The organism is Ruminococcus bicirculans (ex Wegman et al. 2014), from assembly GCF_000723465.1.
Classification (GTDB): Bacteria; Bacillota; Clostridia; order Oscillospirales; family Ruminococcaceae; genus Hominimerdicola; species Hominimerdicola aceti.
Genome location: NZ_HF545616.1, coordinates 1,148,540 through 1,171,122 on the forward strand (window position 1 = coordinate 1,148,540; position 22,583 = coordinate 1,171,122).

The 22,583-nt window shown below is 43.0% G+C and carries 19 protein-coding genes; 10 read left to right on the plus strand and 9 right to left on the minus strand.

Going from position 1 to position 22,583, the window contains the following annotated elements; genetic code table 11:
- Positions 1-3: 3 nt before the first annotated feature.
- A complete protein-coding gene (locus tag RBI_RS05225) occupies positions 4-354 on the plus strand; it encodes an Hpt domain-containing protein (protein ID WP_038671542.1) in 351 nt (116 codons plus the stop codon).
- Between the two features lie 210 nt (positions 355-564).
- Here RBI_RS05225 and RBI_RS05230 read toward each other — a convergent pair whose 3' ends face one another.
- Genes RBI_RS05230 through RBI_RS05240 form a run of 3 tightly spaced genes read right to left on the minus strand, consistent with a single transcriptional unit; the run spans position 565 to position 3,926 of the window.
- The gene (locus RBI_RS05230; RefSeq protein ID WP_051706483.1) at positions 565-1,893 is read right to left on the minus strand and encodes an esterase/lipase family protein; all 1,329 of its coding nucleotides are present in this window, start codon (positions 1,891-1,893) and stop codon (positions 565-567) included.
- A gap of 10 nt (positions 1,894-1,903) precedes the next feature.
- Positions 1,904-2,884: an ATP-binding protein gene (locus RBI_RS05235; RefSeq protein ID WP_038671544.1), complete on the minus strand. Its 981-nt coding sequence runs from the start codon at positions 2,882-2,884 to the stop codon at positions 1,904-1,906.
- 13 nt (positions 2,885-2,897) lie between these two features.
- Positions 2,898-3,926 carry a DnaD domain protein gene (locus RBI_RS05240; protein ID WP_038671546.1) on the minus strand — a complete coding sequence of 343 codons (1,029 nt, stop codon included), beginning with the start codon at positions 3,924-3,926 and terminating at the stop codon, positions 2,898-2,900.
- Between the two features lie 142 nt (positions 3,927-4,068).
- On the opposite strand from RBI_RS05240, the gene RBI_RS05245 reads away from it, so the two are divergent.
- Positions 4,069-4,512 carry a GNAT family N-acetyltransferase gene (locus tag RBI_RS05245; protein ID WP_022287322.1) on the plus strand — a complete coding sequence of 148 codons (444 nt, stop codon included), beginning with the start codon at positions 4,069-4,071 and terminating at the stop codon, positions 4,510-4,512.
- On the opposite strand, the gene RBI_RS05250 is transcribed toward RBI_RS05245, so the two are convergent.
- Positions 4,502-5,572, minus strand: coding sequence for an ATPase (locus tag RBI_RS05250; protein ID WP_038671547.1), 1,071 nt, complete (start codon positions 5,570-5,572; stop codon positions 4,502-4,504). The two genes, RBI_RS05245 and RBI_RS05250, sit on opposite strands and share 11 nt — an antisense overlap.
- Before the next feature lie 464 nt (positions 5,573-6,036).
- Positions 6,037-6,630: a DUF3267 domain-containing protein gene (locus RBI_RS05255; RefSeq protein ID WP_038671549.1), complete on the minus strand. Its 594-nt coding sequence runs from the start codon at positions 6,628-6,630 to the stop codon at positions 6,037-6,039.
- A gap of 229 nt (positions 6,631-6,859) precedes the next feature.
- Here RBI_RS05255 and RBI_RS05260 point away from each other — a divergent pair, with 229 nt between their 5' ends.
- Complete coding sequence (locus tag RBI_RS05260; protein ID WP_038671552.1) at positions 6,860-7,978, plus strand: 5-methyltetrahydropteroyltriglutamate--homocysteine S-methyltransferase; 1,119 nt, start codon at positions 6,860-6,862, stop codon at positions 7,976-7,978.
- 277 nt (positions 7,979-8,255) lie between these two features.
- Here the strand turns inward: RBI_RS05260 and RBI_RS05265 are convergent, their stop codons facing one another.
- The 3 genes from RBI_RS05265 to RBI_RS05275 form a co-directional block, all read right to left on the minus strand.
- A complete protein-coding gene (locus RBI_RS05265) occupies positions 8,256-9,089 on the minus strand; it encodes an alpha/beta hydrolase (RefSeq protein WP_038671553.1) in 834 nt (277 codons plus the stop codon).
- A gap of 19 nt (positions 9,090-9,108) precedes the next feature.
- Positions 9,109-10,122 carry a M15 family metallopeptidase gene (locus RBI_RS14050; RefSeq protein WP_051706485.1) on the minus strand — a complete coding sequence of 338 codons (1,014 nt, stop codon included), beginning with the start codon at positions 10,120-10,122 and terminating at the stop codon, positions 9,109-9,111.
- Positions 10,123-10,314: 192 nt separating this feature from the next.
- Positions 10,315-13,032 (minus strand): beta-glucuronidase, encoded by a 2,718-nt coding sequence (locus RBI_RS05275; protein ID WP_038673138.1) that lies wholly within the window; start codon positions 13,030-13,032, stop codon positions 10,315-10,317.
- 175 nt (positions 13,033-13,207) lie between these two features.
- Between RBI_RS05275 and dprA the strand changes: the two genes are divergently transcribed.
- Positions 13,208-14,095: a DNA-processing protein DprA gene (gene dprA / locus RBI_RS05280; RefSeq protein ID WP_038671555.1), complete on the plus strand. Its 888-nt coding sequence runs from the start codon at positions 13,208-13,210 to the stop codon at positions 14,093-14,095.
- Between the two features lie 178 nt (positions 14,096-14,273).
- Here the strand turns inward: dprA and RBI_RS05285 are convergent, their stop codons facing one another.
- Positions 14,274-15,566, minus strand: coding sequence for an adenylosuccinate synthase (locus RBI_RS05285; protein ID WP_038671558.1), 1,293 nt, complete (start codon positions 15,564-15,566; stop codon positions 14,274-14,276).
- 272 nt (positions 15,567-15,838) lie between these two features.
- On the opposite strand from RBI_RS05285, the gene RBI_RS05290 reads away from it, so the two are divergent.
- From RBI_RS05290 to RBI_RS05310, 6 genes are all read left to right on the plus strand, one after another.
- Positions 15,839-16,957, plus strand: coding sequence for a hypothetical protein (locus RBI_RS05290; protein WP_038671560.1), 1,119 nt, complete (start codon positions 15,839-15,841; stop codon positions 16,955-16,957).
- Positions 16,958-17,225: 268 nt separating this feature from the next.
- On the plus strand, positions 17,226-17,894 hold the full coding sequence (locus tag RBI_RS05295; RefSeq protein WP_081856029.1) for a ClpP family protease: 669 nt from the start codon (positions 17,226-17,228) through the stop codon (positions 17,892-17,894).
- A complete protein-coding gene (locus RBI_RS15415; protein WP_022287311.1) occupies positions 17,866-18,000 on the plus strand; it encodes a hypothetical protein in 135 nt (44 codons plus the stop codon). The genes RBI_RS05295 and RBI_RS15415 overlap by 29 nt, the downstream gene beginning before the upstream one ends.
- A gap of 27 nt (positions 18,001-18,027) precedes the next feature.
- Positions 18,028-18,894, plus strand: a complete 867-nt coding sequence (locus RBI_RS05300; protein WP_038671562.1) for an undecaprenyl-diphosphate phosphatase — start codon at positions 18,028-18,030, stop codon at positions 18,892-18,894.
- Between the two features lie 135 nt (positions 18,895-19,029).
- A complete protein-coding gene (locus RBI_RS05305; protein ID WP_038671563.1) occupies positions 19,030-21,621 on the plus strand; it encodes an FtsK/SpoIIIE family DNA translocase in 2,592 nt (863 codons plus the stop codon).
- Positions 21,622-21,641: 20 nt separating this feature from the next.
- Positions 21,642-22,583, plus strand: coding sequence for a ComEC/Rec2 family competence protein (locus RBI_RS05310; protein WP_051706487.1), 942 nt, complete (start codon positions 21,642-21,644; stop codon positions 22,581-22,583).

The following is a 22,583-nucleotide window of genomic DNA, read 5'->3' on the forward strand; positions in this document are numbered from 1 at the left end:
CTGATGACTACTAGAGAATTTTATGAAAGCATTGGCGCAAGTTATGATAGCGTTCTGGTACGTTTCGGCAGTGAGAAAATGATAACAAAGTTTGCAAAAAGATTTGCAGATGATACAACTTTTCAGGATATGTGCAAGGCTTTAGAGGAGAAAAACGCCAAGGAAGCTTTCCGTATGGCACACACCCTCAAAGGCATTTGTAGCAATCTTGGCTTTGACGAACTTTACAAGGCGAGCTATGACCTTACAGAGGATCTTAGGGACGGTGAGCTGTCAGGCTATGAGCAGGATTATGAAAAGGTCTGCGAAAAATATAAGATAGTTTATGACTCTGTGACAAAAATAGATAACTGAGTTTTGAACGATAGTCTGTCAGACTGTCGGTTTTATGGTGAGGAGGAGCTTCCACCACATGAGCTTAGAATGATGTCTGCGTTTAATGCGAAGATAGCAAACTTCAATCGCAAAACTATCAAGGGCAGACAACGTTTCAGAATGAAACATTTAATTAGCCCCAGAAAACAGCAAAACACCCGTATCATGTGCGATACGGGTGCTTTTTTATCAGAAGCCTTGTTCTTTAAGCTTTTTTACTATATCTACATAAAATTCTCTCACGTCAAAATCCTTGATGTTCTCCCTGAAAAGGTCGATAACGTCGCCATGAGAAATGCCACGCTTGCCCTTGTGTTCTATCATCTTGGAGTTTTCACCATAAAGTCCCGACTCAACTGTTACTAGCCCGTCATTGCCCTTGCCGTATGGCTTGTTGAGCAGATAGCCGATATTTAACGGAAAACCTGCGGAACGTATGCTGTTCATTTTACTCATCACGGAGCGGTAGGAAACCAACCGGCTGTCAGGGGTGCTTGCGTTAAGCTCAGAGCAGTTTTTGTAAGTCAGGTCATAAACGCCATCTAAAAAGCTTGGGTCTTTGTCACCCAGAGCAGTGAAAAGCTTGTTGTATTTTCTATCAACAAAGCCCTGTATGCTCTCAGGTATCTTCCCAAGAAGCATATCAACGAATTTACAGCCATAGTGTGGCGTGTTTATGGTGGTAAGGGTTGCCACATATTTGTCCATGCCGAGGTGAGAGATAGCATATCTTGAGTCAAGCCCACCCTTTGAGTGTGCGATTATGTTGACCTTTTCTGCGCCTGTTTCTGCAATGACTTCTTTTATTCTTTCGGCTACCTCAGTGGCACTGACGGATACTTTGTTGGCGGACTGTTGCTTGCCGTAATAGACCTCTGCGCCATTTCTAATAAGTTCATTAGGTACCCTGCCCCAATAGTTTATTACCTGCCAATCACGGAAGAATATGCCATGCACCATAAGTATAGGATACTTTGTCTTGCATATCTCGTTCTCTTTTCGAGCAGCGTCAAGGTCAAGCTTTGCCTGCTCGAAGTAGTATTCACTTCTCGCTGCCTTGTAGAATTTTCTGAACACGATACAGTTCACAAGTGGTATGTACCAGGTGAATAACAGAATAACATACCACAGTATTTTCACCTGACGTGCCGAAGCCGCTATCCGCACAATGCCACTCAGACACAAAAGCGTTGTTATAGCATAAGCGCAAAGTGCATTTGCAAGAAGCCGCCAACCGTTCAGCTTTGTAAAGCAAAGCACAATCACTATTATAAACTGTATAACGCTTTGCAAAACACCGCAGCCAAGTACAAACGCTCCGGAATCAAGCCGTCGGATTTTTCCATGAGAACCTTTGCGTCCATGTGATTTGAACATGAAAACCAAGGTGTATAGTGCCAAAAGTATGATGATAAGCGTTTTGAGCAGAGAATTTATGTCAATAAGTTTCCACAGCGCAGGTGCGTTTGCAAGCAGAAGCACCGGTATAGAAAGAAAAGTTCCCCTAATTTTTTTCATTTTTTACCCCTTAAAGATTATTTTTCAGCTTTACGTGTCTAATATCGTTTCCCACAAACATAATAGGCATGAAACAGCCTGTGAGCCTCGAAACTATACGCTCATTATATTTTGCATTGTATTCTTCATTGGTGAGATTGGTAGAGATTATCGTTGGCCTGCCAAGGTTGATACGCTCGTTGATTATTTCATAGATCACGGAATCGGTAAAGCTCGTTTGAAATTCTGAGCCGAGGTCGTCAAGGATAACAAGGTCGGCATTCTCTATGATGTCAAGTGTCTGACCTGTAGCTCTGCCAAAATGCTCGTCCTCTATCTGTCTGAGAAGCTTAAGCAGAGAGGCGAAAATGACGCTGTAGCCCTTTTGTATAAGTTCATTTGCAATGCAGGCTGAAAGAAAAGTCTTGCCAAGACCTGTTTTGCCAATGAAAAACAGTGATGGAGAGTTTTCATGAAATTTGTCAGCATATGCACGGCAGTTTGAATACACCGTTCTCATTTTCTCTCTCGGTGACATTCCATTACCGTCGCTTTCAGGATAAAATTCTATTCTGAACTCAGAGAAATCGTGGAGCTGGATACTGCAATTCTCGTTAAGCTCCTCAGTGGTGTATTTTTTCAGCAAGTCGGTGAAGCACTTGCACTTCACTCCGTCACGATAGCCATAATCACAGCATTTAGGACAGTAATAGTGATAATCAAGGTAGTCTTCAGGATAACCTCCCATTTTAAGCAGCCCTTTAATGGCACGTTTAGTATTGGCATTGTTTTGACGCATTTTTTGTATATATTCTCTTCCATGAGCATTTTTGCCTACTATGCCCTTCATGAGTTCACAGTTATTTGCTTTTAGTGATCTTGTAAGAACCTCTATTTCAGGAAGTCGCTGTGCTATCTCCTGAGCGTGAACCTCATGCTCGTTCATGACAGCTTCACGCCGTCTTTTAAGTTCATTTTCAGCCTTGTCATATGCGCTTATTGAATATTTCATTTTCTACTCCTTATCATAGCTTTCCTGATTTTTCTAGATCGAAATTCATTGCGAATTTTTCAAAATCATCAAGATCATAGGAAGTTTGCTTATTAGTATTCTTATTTTTCTTGGAGGTATGGTACTTTTCGTCCTCGTGTGTGACCTGTTCAGGGGTAGTGATGCTCTTGCCAGCCCAGTTTGACAGTATAGTGTCTATATATTTGTAATTCAGTTTGTTGGTATTGTCAACGCACTTGTTATAGGCTATCTCCAGCATTTCAACAGTGAAGCCCATTGTTCGCCACTTTTCTATAAACTCAAGCTGCTGCTTTGACGGCTTTGCGGTCTGTCCGAAAATTTTCAGTACCTTGAATTCATACTTTTTTATGTTGGAAAGCCTAATTATTTCTTGTTCAATTTGTTGATAAGTACAGATGTCTTGTTCAAACCACCCACGCATTACTGTCACAAGGTAAGACACGTTGTGCTTTTCAAGTGACACACAGTATTCTGCGGCTAAGAGAATAGATGCAGCATCAAATCGGTAATACTCATAAAGAGCAAGAAGTTCCCCTTGCTCAGTTCCATTGATAGTGCGTTGTAATATGGTTTGTATCTCGTCAAAGAGATGTGCAAGGTTAGGGTCCTTCTGCTGTTTTTCCAATATCTCGGAATTTTTGTATCTTATGCACAGCTTGTTTGAAACGCTCTGACGTTTCGGGGCAACTGCCTCAACTTTTGAAACAGGCTCGGCCTTTGTTTCAGGCTCTGAAACAGGTGTAGAAACGGCTTTGACCTGTGCAGGATTTGCCGTATCACTGTGTTCTGTGGTGATGACTCCTAGCGATACCCAGTGTGTCACAGCGTCAATGACAGTGTTCTCAGAAAGCCCGGACTTTTCCGCAAGCTTTGCACTGTCGCATTCACGTTCCGTTGAACAGAGTATGCAGAGAAGTACCTTTACAAAGTCGCCATCACTTAATTTTATGTATTTATCGACCACTTTAGACGGCACTGAAAAACTGCTTCCCCAGCGGTCGCAATCAAAAGTATATTTCATTATGTATCCTCGCAAATATGATTAAAACTATCCAAAATAATTATATCACATAATCTGGACTTTTGCAACAAAATTTGTGCATTTGACTTTTGGTAAATAAAATGCTATAATAGGCTGATACCAAAGAAACGGAGAGATAAAAATGATAAGAAAATTTGTGCCTGAGGACAGGGAAGATTACATCAGATTTTCCACTGAGTTCTATAATTCTTCTGCGGTGGACAAGCCTGTTCCAAGAGAGCATTTTGAGCAGGGCTTCGATGAAATGATGAGATCTGACGTGTATGTGCAGGGTTATATGCTCGTTTGTGACGGCAATAATGTTGGCTACTGTGTTACAATGAAAACATATTCAGTTGAAGCAGGCGGTATTACTATATGGATAGACGAGCTTTTTGTGCTGGAGGAATACCGCTCAAAAGGTCTGGGCAGGGAGCTTTTTAAGTATATCGAGGAAAATGGCGACAAAAAGCTCCGCCGTATCCGACTTGAAGTCGAGCTTGAAAACGGCAGAGCCATATCGCTTTATAAGAAAATGGGCTTTGAGCCTGCGCCTTACGACGGAATGTGGAAAACTATTTTATAGTCCTTTCGTGAATTTCCCTTGAAATGCTGTCGCAAACCTTATTAAGTGCGGCGTGGTCCATTGCGGCGATATAATACTTTTCTATCTCGTCATGGACTTTCTTGGCTTTCTTGATGCCTGAATACACTTCCTCTGCAAGGTCGGAGGCGGTGACTTTATCTAATCTCAGTCTTGTTTTCAGGGCTGAGATCTTTTTCTTGTCATAAAATCTGCCCATGTTGATAGCTTTTTCAAAGCCGTCAAGCTTGCTTATAGGGGAATTTATCACAAATGCGATGCCAGCCTCCGGGATAAGCAAATGCTCGTAAAGGGTGTTGCCAAATAGGATAGCAGGGCAGAGGATAACGTCATAGTCACGTTTTACAGCCTGCTGTGCCATGAGGGTGACGAACTTGTGGGAAGCGGCATAATAATCATCGTTCATGGCGAACACGTCAAGGTAGCTGTCAAGAGTGGCAAGCTGCGTCATACAGCCGTATTCTGTCAAAGCGGTCAGCTGTCTAAGATCAGTTTTGCCGCTGCCAGAGCCTTTTTTGTTTAGAAGACGTTTTGCTGATCGTTCTGTGAAGCTTTTCAGCTTTTCCTCCAGCAGACAGCCTTCACCGCAATTGTAGGTATCGAAGCAAACGTTAGACAGGGCAGTGGTAAACCTTTTGCTTCTTGCCAAAAGCGACTTGTTTTTGTCTGTGACCTCAATTATTTCAGATTTGAAGGTTTTCAGCTTTTCTTCGTCCCAATACTCTCCTAAGTTGATTATTTTCTGACAAACTCCTGGATATGAACATTCCATAACGTGGGGCGCAGTGCCGTCGCAGATTATGGCCTTTGATGTATGCAGAACGATTGCATCAAGGGAAGCAGGGTCAGAGGAGCAATAAAACCTAGTGACGTCCTCTGTCGGCTCAAACTCAGCGGCTATCTTTTTCATAAGTGAAGATTTTCCCGTGCCTGCACCTCCTTTGAGTATGAATGTGAAATACTCCTTATCAGCCATTATCTTGCCAAATTCCGTGGAAAAACCATTCTGCGTCATTGCACCCAAAAAATACTTTTCTGACATAAATTACCCTCCATATCTCAAACGCATTAGATCAGTGTGACTGCGTTTGCATTTTCATTTTTATAATATGTCAGAAAAAGCATGATTGTTCAAAAAAAATAGGTGGACAAAAAAAGCTTGAAAAAAGCAAAGAAACTTTCATTGCATGACGTTGCAACTTGACATTGTAATAACGACTTTATCTTTCCTGCCTGCAGTCGGGTACAAAACGCCGTCCGCTTTATGCAGTGCCTTTTTTACTATTGCAGAACTTTTCATTATGTTCCGCCTTTCTTATCTATCTTACTATCTTACTTCTGCGGTATCATACAGCTAGTTATGACTAACTCGTAAACTTTTGTGATAGCACAACAAGGTGGAAATGTCAATAGAATTGGGGCGATGGAAGGCGGTAAGGACAGAAAAATACCGATACAGAGGGGGCTGTATCGGTGGAATATATGGGTAAAGCTTAGTCTGGAAATTCAAGAGATCTTGTACATATCATTTTTGTAGAACATTATTGAATCGTTTTTTTCAGGGCGCCTTAGAACGGTAAGGACATTATAAACATCTGGAAATGGCGAAACCATACCCATACACGCCATACCAAAATTCAATCCATTAAATACTCTAAATTCGGCAGGACTAATTAAAAATAATATAAAAGGAACCACCCCAAGAACAAAAGGCAGCAGACACATCAATATAAACCTATCTCGTTTTAATGGATATGATGCTAATGCCACAAATGTTGCCTTTCCTTTAATTCTTCCTATTGTTACATCTGCGTCCTTAGGATAAACGATTCCGTGTAACCACTCGTGAATTATCAACAATAAAAAGCCTAAAGCAAATCCCACCAGAATAAATATTGGAGAGATCACGACCACCTTGCACACAATGGTTTTACCAAGCATAGCGGCAAAAAGTAAAACACATAGAATTACAGCTATCGGCAACGCTTTTTTCATCAGTTCATCGACGCTCTTAGGCGTTTCTATCTTTATTGCATTATCGGGTAAGTTTCCTGTTTGATATTTATTTATATCTTTTATTGACCACACAATTTTTATCATATTACATACCTTTGTTTATCTAATCTCGATTTATCGTCTAACTATATCGTATTATTCATTATACCACACCATATGCCCCAAAGTCAAGCAAACTATTCGATCCGTTATAGTTTGAAACTATATCTATCCCACAGAAATAAATATTTTACTATCGCCCTTTTTCGTGCTATACTAAATACCAGCAAACCAATAGGAAATAAACTATAATAAAATGAAAGAGGTAATAAAAATGAGCAATAATATCAAAGCACCATGCCGCTACGATTTTGTGGGCAGCTTTCTCAGACCTGACTATCTGAAAAAGGCAAGAGCAGATTTTGAAAAGGGCGCTATCACAGCCCAGCAGCTTAAAGAGGTAGAGGATAAGGCTATCCTTGATCTCGTTGCAAAGCAGAAAAAGGCTGGTTATCATATCATCACAGACGGCGAGTTCCGCAGAGCAACATGGCATCTTGACTTTATGTGGGGCTTCAATGGCGTTGGTCACAGCAAGACACAGACAGGTCTGCCATTCCATGGCGAGGCCGCAATGATAGACGATACATATCTCACAGGCAAGGTATCAGTTGGCGACCACCCATTTGTTGAGCATTTTAAATTTGTTAAGGCTCTCGAGGACGAGAACACAGTCGCAAAGCAGACTATCCCTGCACCTGCACAGTTTCTTGAGCAGATGATAATGCCTTTCGCACTGGAGAACACAAAGAAGTATTATAACGATACAGAAGAGCTTGTTCAGGATATCGCAAAGGGCTACAGAAAAGTCATCGCTGATCTTTACGCAGCAGGTTGCCGCAACATTCAGTTTGACGATTGCTCATGGGGCATGATAGTTGACCCTAATGCAAAGGCTATTTTTGGAGTTGACGACGCAGGACTTGAGGATATAAAAAGACTTCTGCTGAGAATAAACAACCTTGCTATCGAGGGCAAGCCTGAGGATCTTGTTATCACAACTCACGTTTGCCGTGGTAACTTCCACTCAACATATGCAAGCAGCGGTGCTTATGACAGCGTTGCAGAAACACTTTTCGCAGGTGAAAACGTAAGCGCATATTATCTTGAATTTGATGATGAGCGTTCAGGTGGCTTTGAACCTTTGAAAGCTGTAAGCGGCGACAAGAAGGTAGTCCTCGGACTTATCACATCAAAGAAACCTGAGCTTGAGGACAAGCAGACTGTTATCGACCGTATCCACGATGCTGCAAAGTACATCTCACTTGACAGACTTTGCCTTAGCCCACAGTGTGGTTTTGCGTCCTGCGAGATAGGCAACAAGCTCACAGAGGAGGAACAGTGGGCAAAGCTTGCACTTGTTAAGGAAATCGCAGAGGAAGTTTGGGGATAACCAACAGATTTAACATATATCCCGAGGGATACTCAATATTCTTGATAAAAAATGACTCGCGTCAAAACATATCCGACTTCTTAACAGATCATACGAGTGCAGAGAAAAGGACAAATAAAAACAGGTAGATAACTCAATTGAGGTATCTACCTGTTCTGTTCATAGTTCACTATATAGGTCATTCATATTAGTTCTTTGAAAATGTCTATATGAGTATCTATCAAATTGATGTGAGTCATTTTTTTAGCTTAAATATGTTGCCACACGCAACATATTTTTATAGCCTATGTACCCAATCAATAGCCGCCTCTGCCCAATGAGCCGCCACCGGCTGATAGTGACCTTCCCATGTGGCAGTTGTTTCGTCGCACAATGCAAGTCCATGTCCACCGTATTCATAAATGTGGCTCTCGAATGGAATGTGATACTTTGAAAGACTGCACATATACCAAAGTGTGTTCTCAACCCTTACACAGCCATCATCAGCACAGTGCCAGATAAATGTAGGAGGAGTGTTCTCCGATACTCTCTTCTCCATTGAAACAAGCTCTCTGAGCTCCGATGATTTTTCCTCGCCAATAATATTGAGTATTGAGCCTTCATGAGTGTATTCAGGGTCGGATGTGATAACAGGATAGCCCAAGATAGAGCCGTTTACCTTGATGTCCTCAGGATTGCAGCCAAGAGGCTTTGTGAGCAGCTCGCTGTTCCAGAAGTTTGCCATTGTTGCCGCAAGGTGTCCGCCTGCTGAAAAACCGCATACTATTATCTTGTCAGGGTCAATGTCAAATTTCTCCGCATTATCTCTAACATATTTGACAGCCGCCCCACATTCCAAAGCGTCAGTAGGAAATTTTTTCTTGACGCATGAGTATCTTAGCACAAATGCACATATGCCTGCACCCAAAAATCTGAATGCAACAGGTTCAGCTTCACGCTCAGAACACCAATCATATCCTCCGCCCGGGCAGATTATAATTGCCTTGTGCTTCTTTCTGCCTATTTCCTCAGTAAGTGTGTTGTAATAGCAATCAAGCACAGGTGCGCAGCCTTCGCTTGAAACGCCAGCCTTTTCATAATCCACTTTTATTTCTACTGTTTCTTTAAGCATTTTATTTCCTCCGAAAAATTTATTCTGTAGCCGCCTGCTGGTCTGTCTGAGAGGACGAGTCAGCAGGTGCTGCATTTTCTGTCATATTCACGCAGACGATATAACCGTCAACGTTGTTGCCTGAGATAGTGTTAGGACGCTCATTGTTGCTGTCGTCAAGTGGTACAGGCACGTTCGTGGTGCTGCCCTTGTCTGCGGCAACGTAGTAAACTGAATACTCAGTGTCGTCAAAAGCCGTGAATGTGAGCGGTTTTTCAAATGTATAGTCCTTGACAAAATCTATGTATTCTTCAAGGCAAAGCTTGTTTGCTGTCATTATCTCAGCGTGAGGTATTCCCACATATCTGAAATGATAAGCCATAGGGCTTATACCTGTGATGTCAGCTTTGTCCTCTGGGTATCTGAGGATAAGTCCGTATTTCCAGCAGTTTTCAGATATCCAACTATAATCTCCTTCGCCTGTAAACTCGGGATATGCGCCTGTGCTTGAGTCATAAAGATGCAGGTCAAAGGCAAGTCCAGTGTCATGCTCGTAGCAGGCAGAGCTGCTGTCTTCATCATCTTCCGCAGGCATAGCTGTGTTTATCATAAGTGTTGATATCTTCTTGTCAGCATAAAAATCATTTCCCATTTTGCCAAAGGCTTCAAAGGTCTCTTTTTTAGCCGTCAGTTGAGTGCTGCTGGTGGACATTATTTGACTTCCGTTCTTGTCAAACAAATAGGAATAAACTGTGTCTGTGTTATTCACTGTACCGGTGAAGGAGTGGTCGCCATTAACGAGAATAAGATCTCCATTTACCATATCAGTTTTGTTTTTTGCGGTAACATACATATAATTGCCCGTAAGCTTTTTTACAGCTTTTTTACTGCTGCTGTCAGCCTTGACCGCAGAGGAGTTTGACGAGCTGTCGGAAATTTTCTTAGGGCTGTCAGCTTTTGAACTGCACGATGTAGATATTCCCAGAATGATCAAAAGCAGTATGGCAAGAGCCGCTGCAATATTCTTGTATTTATAACGTTTTACTTTTGGCACTTAACATCACCTTCCTGTATAACATACACCTAAATTATAACACATTTTTCGTAATAAGTGAACCATATGCCACTGTAGTGTCGGCACTTTTGTTATATCAGACAAATGTTTTGCGGGCGTTTTATGCAACAAGCACAAACAAAATAAGGGCTGTACCGCAAAACAGTACAGCCCTTAGCAATAAATATTCTGTTAGTTTCTTACATAGTCAACAACAGAATTTATGAACGCACGTCCCTCAGGTGACTTGGAAAGCTTATCAAAATCGCATGAGCAAACTACCACCTTGCCGCCGTCCTTTTCATACTCGTAGAGGAGTGAAAGATCGTGGTTGCGGTCGAAGTTGTCGATAGTTCTCACGATAACATTTTTCTCACCCTTAAAGTCGTCAAGAATAACCGAGCGTGAGTTCTGAACTATCTCCCACCACTGAGGTGTTGAGTATTTTTCCCCTGCAAAGCCTGCAAGAGCAGGGTGGTCGGTGTCGATAAGAAGTCCCATTGTGCCAACAGGGTCAGGCTTTTTCATCATCTGTGAGATGATACAGAACATATGATAGCACCAGAAGTCCTGACAGTAGAAGCCTTCGATAGAGTTTTCAAGCTTTGAAAGGTCAGGGACGATAAGCACTGTCTTGCCCTGTTTCAGCAGACTTTCAGCTTCCTCGTTTACCTCGTTAAAAATGTATGCGCCGCTTATATCTGTCTTTTCAACTGTCGGTATCACCCAAAGGTCATAGTGATTGTGTATGTCAGTACCCTCAATTTCAAGTGCAAGCACAGCCTTTGTGTTCTTTGTTACCTGTGGGAGAGTAAATTCTACATCGCAAATGTCAGTGTAGTTGCCTTCTGCAACAAAATTCTTTTTGACCTTGCCAATGACATCACCGTTTTCAAGAGTGAGAGTGCAAATAAGCTTGCCGTCTTTAAGGTCAGGTCTGTAATTGCAAAGCTCTGTGTGCGCCTTGAAACTGCTGACAGCTTCAAGAACATAGCTGTCAAAACGTGCCATTACAACAGCATCATTGCAGAACTCTCTCCACTCGCTGTCTGTGATAAGTCCCTTGCTGTCCATGAATGCGTCAAGTACACCCACAAGGGCAGTACCCTGACCGCTGAAATCCTGAATATCAAGTATCTGGAAACCGCCAAGAAGTCTTGAACGGAAAACAGCCTCCATTTCTTCTTTATAGCACTGCACAGCAAGCTTGCCTGAGCATTTGAAATAATCCTCAGCCAGCGGAAGCAGACCCTTTTCATCAAGTCTTTCTCTGAATACCTCAAAGTTTCTGGCTTTAAGGGAGCCTGTGTATTTTTCTATCTCCTTGAAGTTCGGATAAGTTTCATACTGACCTATTTCGTGAGTAACGATAGGCACTTCAGGGATAAAATCTGCGTCAGCATCGCTTGCCTTGACAGTTTTCATGGTCGTGCCGTACTGTATCTGAACAGTGCCGTCCTCTGAAATTTCCGTGGAGCTTGCCTGCTTCTTAGGTCTTATAATGCTGTCATAATCGTGATTTGCCGCAGGCTTGTCAGTCTGAATATGACCAAGTGGAGCGTCACACATAGCGTATGAACCTCTTATAAGCCTATCGTTTGCAAGTCTTACGCCAACAAAGAAATCGTCATTTTCTATAACGTTAGGAAACCACTGGAAATTGTTTGAACCTTGTGTGTAAAGGTGTCTGCTGTCGAACTTCTTATAACCGCCTATGATATCGTTAAGTATCTTCTTTGAACCCCAAAGCTCGTTGCCCATTGACATCATGCAGTAGGAAGGGTGATTGCCGAAGAATTTCAGCATATTGAAGCCCTCTTCAACGAGGAAATCCTGCTCCTCCTGATTGTGGTTCTCCTCGCCCTCTTCTGTGATAGTTCCCCAGAAAGGAAGCTGTGGCTCCATGTAAATTCCAAGCATATCCGCAGCGATAAACGCAGACTCAGGGGGACAGCAGGTGTGATAGCGGTAGTGGTTCATGCCGTATGACTTTGATATCTTCATTATCCTCAGCCATTCCTCAAGGTCGGTAGGTGCAAAAGCGGTCTTAGGGAATATCATGCCGTCATGTTTTCCTCTGAGAAAGGTTTTTTCTCCGTTTATGGTGAACTTTCCACCCTCAGTCCTGAACTCACGCATACCGATGATATGCTCGCTCACGTCGCCGTAGATATCTATTCTCAGCTTGTAGAGATTAGGCTCATGCTCACTCCAAAGCAGGCAATCGTCGCCCATTTTGTATAAAGCGTCAAGCTTGCCGTCTTTGTACTCAAAGCTCTGCACAGCAGGTGTATGATTCTTTTCACTGTTGAAGCTCTCTGCACTTATGACAGCTTTTCCACTTTTTCCGCCTGTTATGTTGGCTGTTACTCTTACTGTCTTGTTGTGGATATCGCACCAAAGCATAACATTTTCAGCGTGGGCGTTTTTGTAGCCTATAAGCTCGATGCGTCCTGTGATACCATTCCAGTTGGTTTGAGTGTCAGGTGAAGTCAGGTGTCCGCCCTTGGTCTTGTAGCCAACATTTGAAACGCAGATAGTCATTTCATGTATGCCAGTACCGATATACTCGTTCAGGTCATAGATGTGCGGAGTGCAAAGGCTCTCCTGCCTGCCTATCTTTTTGCCGTCTATATAAAGTTCAGTTATTCTTGTTCTTTCAAGATAAAGTTTAAGATTTTCACATTGCAGAGCAGAGAAGTCAACGTTTTTTCTGAACCATGCAAAGCCCTCAAATTTATATGTGTCTGTAAGAAAGCCTGTTTCTCTCTCAGTATTGTATTCGCCTTTTTTAGCGTTGGAAGTGGTGTTTGGAAGGTTTATTGTATCATCAAAAACAAGGTCAGTACCCTTACATTCCTTGTCAAGACACAGCAGCCACTCGCCGCTGAGGTCAAGCTTGTTTATCATTAAGCAACGATCCTTTCAAGTTCAAATTTTCAATATCCATTATAACATATGGTCTTGCCCATTTCAACCGAAATCGTTTGATTTAACCAAAATGCTATAAAATTTTGTTGTTTTTAACAATAAAATATGATACAATAAGATTAAAAGAAATCTGCCAACTGGAGGTGCAGGAAAAATGCTTGAAAATACAGATAGAAAGCTGTTGTGGCTGTGGCTCGATGTTGCGTTCGGACCTGCGGACAAGCGCTTGTGGGACGTTATGTCATATTATGACAGCGTCGAAGAAATGTGCGATGATCTATTGTCACTGCGCTGTGGATATGTTACTCAGCAGGAGGCTGAAAAGATAGCCTGCTGCACGTTCTTTCAGGCGAAACAGGTGGCTGAATACTGCGAGAAAAAGGGTATATATATCCTCACCCCTGACGATCCTCTTTATCCTGAACGGTTGAAACAGATAGAATGTCCACCTGCTGTGCTTTTCTGCCGTGGCGATGTAAGCTGTCTGTCTATTGAAAAGAGCGTTGCCATTATCGGCACTAGAGAACCAAGCGATTATTCTGTAGCCGTGGCGGAGGAGTTTTCAAGTTTTCTTGCAGAGCAAGGAGTAAATATCATAAGCGGATTTGCTATGGGTATCGACACTGCCGCACACCGCAGTGCGATGCGTGCAGGTGGAAGCACTGTAGCTGTTATGGGCTGTGGGCTAGAATATGATTATCCTCGTGGCAGGACGGGCTTCAAGCGTGAGATAGCAACACATGGGGTAGCCATATCAGAATTTTTCCCGCAGGCAAGACCTGTTCCTGAGAATTTTCGTATAAGAAACCGCATTGTTTCGGCACTTTCACATTGCGTTCTTGTGGTTGAAGCAGGAATACGCAGTGGCACCCTGAATACTGTAAATCATGCTTTATCCCAGAATAAAGACGTTTTTGTTATACCGCCTCATGACATTTTCAGTGAGAAATACGCAGGACAGTGTGCGCTTCTCCGTGACGGAGCGGTAGAAGCTTATTCTCCAAAAGATATTCTCTATTTTCTCAATAAAGCCAAAATGTAGAACTACACTTAGTTAGTGTTTAATATCATACCTGTACCAAATCAACAATATCTATGTTATTTGTAGGGGAGCGGCTCAATTTCTGTTTCGCAGAAATGCGACGTGCCGATCATTCGTTTTTACACTCTAAATGAAAAAGGCTGCGACTTTTTGCCGCAGCCTTTTGTGATATTTGAAATTACTTTGAAAGTGGGCTTTCTCTGTAGATGATGTCCTCTCTCTTTGGTCCGTTTGAAACCATCGTGATAGGGAAGCCGATATGCTTTTCAACGAAGTCGATATACTTCTTGCAGTTTTCAGGAAGATCTTCATACTTCTTGATGCCCCTGATGTCTGACTTCCAACCGTCGAGAACTTCGATAACAGGCTTTGCCTTTTCGAGCTTTCTTGTTGTAGGGAAGTCTGTTGTAACCTCGCCGTCTATCTCATAGCCTACGCATACAGGTATCTTGTCAAGATAGCCAAGAACGTCAACTACTGTGAAAGCAACATCTGTTGTGCCCTGGATACGGCAGCCATACTTAGTTGCAACGCAGTCGAACCAACCCATTCTTCTAGGTCTGCCTGTTGTTGCACCAAACTCTCCGCCGTCGCCGCCTCTCCTTCTCAGCTCGTCAGCCTCGTCGCCGAATATCTCAGAAACGAATGCACCTGCACCTACTGCGGAAGAATAAGCCTTAACAACAGTTACGATAGTCTTTATCTCATAAGGAGGTATACCTGCACCGATAGCACCGTATGCTGCCAGTGTAGATGAAGATGTTACCATTGGATAGATACCGTGGTCAGGATCCTTCAGTGAGCCAAGCTGACCCTCAAGAAGAACGTTCTTGCCCTCTTTGATAGCGTTCCAAAGGAATGCAGATACGTCGCAAACATATGGAGCGACCATTTCCTTATACTCCATAAGAGTATTGAAAAGCTCATCAGCGTCGATAGGAGGCTTATGATAAAGGTGTTCAAGAAGAATGTTCTTAGTTTCAAGAACTCTCTTGATCTTTGTCTTGAGAGCTTCCTCATCGAACAGCTCCTGTACCTGGAAACCTATCTTTGCATATTTATCAGAATAGAAAGGTGCGATACCCGATTTTGTTGAGCCGAAGCTTGCCTTTCCGAGTCTTTCTTCTTCGTACTGATCGAACAAAACGTGATATGGCATTACCATCTGCGCTCTGTCGGAAATAAGTATCTTAGGCATTGGAACGCCTTCGGAAGTTACCTTTTTAAGCTCATTGAAAAATACAGGGATATTAAGTGCAACACCGTTGCCGATAATATTTGTTGTGTGATCATAGAATACGCCGGAAGGCAAAGTGTGCAAAGCGAACTTTCCGTAGTGATTTACAATAGTATGTCCTGCGTTAGCACCGCCCTGAAATCTTACTACTATATCAGACTTTTCAGCAAGCATATCGGTAAGCTTGCCCTTACCCTCGTCGCCCCAGTTTGCGCCGACAATCGCTCTAACCATTTAATTTTATCCTCCTTGCCATAAAACAGCAAAATTAGTAGCAGATATTTATTAAAATCAATACTGCCACTAGGATATTATAGCACAAAACATTCTATATGTAAAGGCACTTTTAAACATTTAACACTTTTATAACATTTAGCGTATTACCATACTGCTATGATAAAGAATAAAAAGTTTTAATATATCTTGCAAAAATCAGATTTGTGTATTATAATATAGTGTAACGGCTCGTGCTGTGAGATAACAAAATAAAATACGAGGGGATAACGATGACAAAAAGAAAACAATGTGCGGCTCTTGCGCTTGCATTGACGCTGACAATTTCTATGTTCGGCTGTGAAAAAGACAAAGAAACAACACAGTCGTCTGCGGTGTCGCAGATAAAGACAAGCGACTCAGCTCAACCAAGCAATGTGAAGGTCAAGGAATACAAATTTCCGGAGTTTCTGAATAAAATAAAAAGCCTTGACGAGCTTTCACGAAAGCTTTATACAAGCTTTGACAGCACTCAGTATGTTGCCGAGGTTGAGGAGCAGCCTTTTGAGGAATATAAATGTGAAGAGCTTCTTGCAGATCTTTTCTTCACTTATCGTGACGGCAGAGCAGTGGGACTTCTTGACAAGTCGGGAAACGTTGTGCTTGAAGCTGATGAGTACACTGAAATAACTGTGGTGAGCAATGGTATTCTACAGCTTTCTTATGATAAAGAGCGCAACGCTCCTATGCAGTATATGAAATATGACAGCGACGGAAATTTAAGTGACTATAAGCATAAGAAATTCTCCGCTGACAGCCTTTATACATATGAGTCGCAGGCTGATGACAGCGGCACGGACGCTGTTTATTCACTTATGATTCCTGACGGTAAAAATGTTGTGTCATCAGACGGCTCGGATAAGTGGGATTCTGTTGAGAAGATATCAGCCGACAGCATAGATACAAATAAGGCGTACAAAGGCTTTTACAAGCTCACAAAGAATGGCGGCATATACTATGCTTGCTTTGATGACTTTTATAATTATGATATCTACGAGGGCGCATATGCAAAGGTTTGTGTGAAAGTAGGCGGAGAATACGGAGAATGCTATCTTGCCGATCATGATGATTACAACGAGCTTGTGAAAATGATAGACAGCTTCGGAAACGCTTCATACAGGACGGCTCCGTCTAAAGATCCGGGACTTGATTTTATACAGATAACTCTAGGACTTAAAGAGAACACCAAAACAGAGATAACCATTTCTTCTGACGGCTATTGCCTGACGGACACCATAAAAGCTGCTGAGGGTGAGGCTGTGAACAAGTATTTCTCCTATCTTGACAAGGAAGATTTCGCGGATCTTATACTTTGGTGTGAACAGGTGCTTGCTGAGGAGTATCAAAAATAGATTTAAACTTTTTATAAATAATTTGCAGGATAGCGTAAATTTCCTGCAAAATTGTTTTTTTTAGCCCTTGCAAGTTGTTGACATTAGGTAGAACTTGTGCTATTATATTAAAGGTGTGGCGGTTTTCCTGCATATTTTCAATGAACACTGCAAATACTTCTCTTGTGACGAAAGTTACTAATGAAGAACGGGAGGTATCTGAGTGTCTGAACAAGAAGAAAACGTAGAGAGCGAAAAGCTTGCTGAGGATATAAGGCAGATAAAGGAAATGGGTTCTGTCACATTGCCAGATGCAAAGCACGTTATACACTGCCTGAACATTATCGGTCAGGTGGAGGGGCATTATATTTTGCCTGCACAAAACAAGACCACCAAGTATGAGCATATCATACCTGCCCTTGTTGCTATCGAGCAGGATAGGAGCATAGAGGGGCTTGTGATAATCCTCAACACTGTGGGCGGAGATGTGGAAGCAGGACTTGCCATTGCAGAGCTTATTGCTAGTATGAAAACGCCTACTGTGTCAATGGTTGTGGGCGGAGGTCACTCCATAGGCGTGCCGTTGGCGGTGTGTGCGAAAAAGTCATTTATAGTGCCAAGCGCCACAATGACCATACACCCTGTTAGAATGAACGGGCTTGTGCTGGGAGTACCTCAGACGCTTTCTTATTTTGATAAAATGCAGGAAAGGATAGTTCGCTTTGTGTGCGATAATTCAGCCATAAAGCCTGAGCGTTTCCGTGAGCTTATGATGTCAACGGGCGAGCTTGTAATGGACGTTGGTTCTGTTATCGACGGGGAGCAGGCTGTAAAAGAGGGGCTTATCGACAGGCTCGGAGGGCTTTCCGAGGCGATAGACTGCCTTTATGATATGATAGAAAACAGTTCTGAAAAGGAGAAAGCTGAAAATGTTTCAGACAATAATCGACCTTTATGACGTATTCAGGACTGACGTAGATATCGGAGAAGAGTTTGAGGATGATGATACTGCTGTGGACACAGACCCGGCACATTATCTCAGCCGTGACGGCTTTTATCTCTGACAAACAACAAAATTTCGGAGGACAGCAATGGGTATCATCAATGCGATTTTTCAGGCTATAATTCAGGGCTTGACGGAGTTTCTTCCAGTTTCAAGTTCAGGACATCTTTCACTGTATCAGCATTTTACAGGAAACAGCGGAGAGGGAGCTTTGTTTTTCTCGGCGATACTTCACCTTGGCACGCTGGTAGCAGTATTTGTGGCTTTCAGGAAGACAATATGGGATATGATAAAAGAGCTTGGCGTTATGATAAAGGATATTTTTACAGGCAAGTTCACTCTTAAAAATATGAATCCTCCAAGGCGTATGATAGTTATGATAATAGTTTCCTGCTTCTGCCTTGTACCGTTCCTGCCATTTAAGGGCTGGTTTGAGGGCATTGCAGAGGATTCAAGCATTTTTGCAGAGGGCCTTTGTTTCCTTTATACATCGGCAATACTTTTTATGTCAGACCGCTGTATAAAGGGTAAAAAGACTCAGGGCAATATAGCTTATAAGGACGCAATAACGGTCGGACTTTTTCAGGGAGTTGCACTGTTGCCTGGCGTTTCAAGATCAGGCTCGACTATTTCAGCGGGACTTTTCTCAGGCATGACCAGAGAAACATCGGTAAAGTATTCTTTCATTCTGGGCATACCTGTTATACTTATGAGCTGTCTGCTTGAAGTCAAGGACGCAGTTTCAACACATACTGATATAGATTGGGTTAGCTGTGCAGTTGGATTTGTAGTTGCCGCATTTGTGGGACTTTGTGCTATCAAGCTTGTAAACTGGCTCGTTAAAACGGATAAATTCAAGGTGTTTGCTTATTATACCCTTGTGCTTGGCGCCATAGTCCTTGTTATCTCATTTATTGAGATGTGCATGGGTCACCCTATATCCTTTGCAAAGTAATGACATAAGATAATACAGTTTCTGTGAAAAAGCTTGAAATTCTGTTTTCAGGCTTTTTTGTGGGTTATAAAGGCAAATAACATTTTGCCTTTATTTGCTTAAATAAGACAAATACCGAAAGGAATGGTAAAATAAATGGCAGCTCAAAAGAAAGGCTCAAAGCCTGCGCCAAAGCAGACAGCGGCAAAGAAAAAGCCCGCACAAAAGCCTGCGCAAGCTGCAAAAAAGAATACAAAACAGCAAAAGCCTCAGAGCAAGCCGCCACAGTCAAATTCCATGACAGCAGTGAGAGAAAGAGAGAACAGACGCTTCTGGTCTTACATACTTTTCTTTTTCGGAATACTTGAACTGCTTATTACGTTCGTGGAAGGAGACGGCTTGTGGAAATGGCTCCATGAGCTGAACCGAGGATTTTTCGGCGTGACAGTATTTCTGTTTGCACCTATGATAATCTATGTTGCCCTTATGATAGCTTCAGATGTGACCCACAACAAGGTCATAGCGAAGGTGGTGGAGGGAAGCGTTCTTATGCTTCTTATAAGCGGCATGGCTCAGATAATCCAAGTGGGCTCTGTGGACGGAAGTTCGTTCTGGCTCAAACTTGTGGGGCTTTTCAATGATGGAAAACAGCTCCGTGGCGGCGGACTTGCAAGCGCATTGCTTGGCTGGCCTTTGCTTTCGCTTTTCAAAAGAGTTGGCGCAGGTATCGTTATCGTGCTTGTGGCGTTCACTTTTATAATGCTGCTTACAAATGTTACGCTTCTACAGCTTCTAAAGGCAGTTTCAAAGCCTTTTGTAAAGAGCTATGAAGCGGTGAATGAGGAGCGTATCGAGCGTGCGGCTCAGCCTCCGAAGCCTCCAAGAGAGAAGAAAGAACCAAGGCGTAATGGTAGGGTTGATATTGCAAAGTTCTATCCTGATGATGGCCCTGATACTGCGGCGGAAGCCTTTGTGCCTGTGGCTGATGAGGAAGAGGCTGCGGATAAGGTGGACGCCTCAAAGATAGATATGCCGGTCCACCCTGTGAAAGCTCCTGTGATAACACATGAAAAGCTTGAAGAAACGGCTAAGACTACCGATAATGAGGAGCTTAAAAAGATAATAGAAAACGCCATAGGCGACAGCAGAGAAGAAAAGAAGTCCAAGGATGAGCCTGTTAAGCCACCAGTAGTGAATGTTGATAAGAACGGTCAGACAACGTTCTTTGAGAAAGATAATAAAATATCTGCTTACGTTTATCCGCCTGTGGATATACTCAAATATGCTAAAAATCCTGTGGCTTCCGAGATAGTCCAGCAGGAAATACAAGAGAAATCTGCTAAGCTTGTGGAAACGCTTGAAACATATGGCGCTAAAACAAGGATCGTGGGCATACACAGAGGTCCGTCCGTTACAAGATATGAGCTTCAGCCTGCAGCAGGCGTAAGAGTGTCGAAGATAACGGGTCTTGCAGACGATATCGCACTTAACCTCGCGGCAATGAGCGTTCGTATCGAAGCTCCTGTGCCGGGCAAGGCGTGCATAGGCATAGAAGTGCCGAACGATCATAGAGATACGGTTTCTCTCCGTGAGCTTATCGACAGCGAGGAATACAGAAAGGCAAAGGGCAAGCTTACATTTGCAGTGGGCAAGGATATCGAGGGTAATATCATTATCGGCGATATCGCTAAAATGCCGCATATGCTCGTTGCAGGTACAACAGGTTCAGGTAAGTCTGTTTTTACAAACTCTATCATACTTTCTATACTTTACCATGCGTCGCCTGACGAAGTAAAGCTTATTCTTATCGACCCAAAGAAAGTCGAGTTTCCTATTTATAATAAGATACCGCATTTGCTTATCCCTGTTGTTACCGAGCCTTTAAAGGCGGCTGGTGCGCTTGGCTGGGCGGTAAATGAAATGAACAAGCGTTATCTTATGTTCGAGGCGAACAATGTAAAGAACTTGCAGGAGTTTAACGACATGGTTCTTGAAGAACGCAATAAGCCTGCCGAGGAGCAGGACGAAGTCCGTGCAAAGATCGACCTGCTGCCACAGATAGTTATTGTGGTCGATGAGTTCGCCGATCTTATGATGGCTGCGAGAAGCGAGGTAGAGGACTCAGTTTTAAGACTTGCACAGCTCGCTCGTGCGGCAGGAATACATATGATAATCGCAACACAGTCCCCTAGGGCGGATGTGTTGACAGGACTTATCAAGTCAAATATCCCATCGAGAGTTTCTCTCAGTGTATCCAGCAACGTTGACTCACGAGTTATACTTGATGAAAGCGGTGCAGAGAAGCTTCTTGGAAACGGTGACCTGCTTTATAAGCCTGTTGGCGTTAAAAAGCCTATAAGAATGCAGAGCGGCTATGCAGCGACTTCTGAGATAAGAGAGGTTGTAAACTTCCTAAAGAACGAGCATACCGCAGAATATAGCGACGAAGTTATCGCAGAGGTGGAGGAGAATACTCCACAGCCAAAGGACAGCGGTTCGGCAGGCAGCGATAATGTTTCCGTAAATCCTGATGATGACCTTGTAAATCAGGCAATATCCATAATAGTGCAGACAAACAACGCTTCCACTGCGTTCTTGCAAAGAAAGCTAAAGCTCGGTTTCCCTAGAGCCGCCCGTATCATGGACGAGATAGAGGAAATGGGCATAATAGGACCACAGGAAGGCTCTAAGGCACGAAAGATAAACATAACAAAAGAAGAATGGGCTGAAATGCAGGCTAGAAGATAGCTCAGGCGGAAAGGGATAACATGGCAGGCAGATCTGTGAAAAAGAAAAATTCGACAGCACCGCTTAAAAAGGCGGTAACGCTCATAGCGGTTTTTGTGGTGCTGCTTTTTACAGTGCTTGACCTGACGGGGTTAGTTTCTTTCGACAGCTTGCTAATCAAGGCAGGCGTTGAGGACAAGCCGGCGGAACACGCTCAGACAGAGGTGCATTTTATCGACGTTGGTCAGGGCGACAGCACCCTTGTGATTTCACAAGGGGAGGCTATGCTCATTGACAGCGGCGATAAAGATGACAGTAATAAAATAGAAAAATATCTTGAAAAGCAGGGAGTGACAGAGTTAAAATATCTCATTGCCACCCACCCTCACGCTGACCATATTGGTGAAATGAGCGAGATAATAGACCAGTTTCAGGTGGATAAATTCATTATGCCGAAAGTCAAGGCTGATATGACGCCCACCACAACGATATATGAGAAAATGCTCAAAAGCATAAAGGCAAAGGGCTTGAAGATAACACAGGCAAAGCCTATGGAATTTGAGCTTGGAAGCTGTAAGGTGGAGCTTTTCACACCAAAAAAGGATTATGATGATCTTAATAACTATTCCACCCTTGTGAAGATAACAGACGGTGAGAACAGCTTTCTTATCACGGGGGATTGCGAGACCACTGAGGAGAAAGATATACTTTCTCAGGGTTATGACGTTTCCGCAAAGGTGCTTAAAGCAGGTCATCACGGCAGTTCCACTTCTTCGGGGGTCGATTTTCTTAACAAGGTCATGCCGAGATATGCTGTTATATCCTGCGGCAAGGGCAACAAGTATGGTCACCCACACGAGGAAACTGTCACAAGGCTGAAAAAATATGCTTCCCATTTGTATGTCACTGCAGATGTGGGAACGATAGTTTTCAGCTCAGATGGCGAGGGGCTGAGCGTTTCTGCTGAAAAGGGAGAAAAGTGA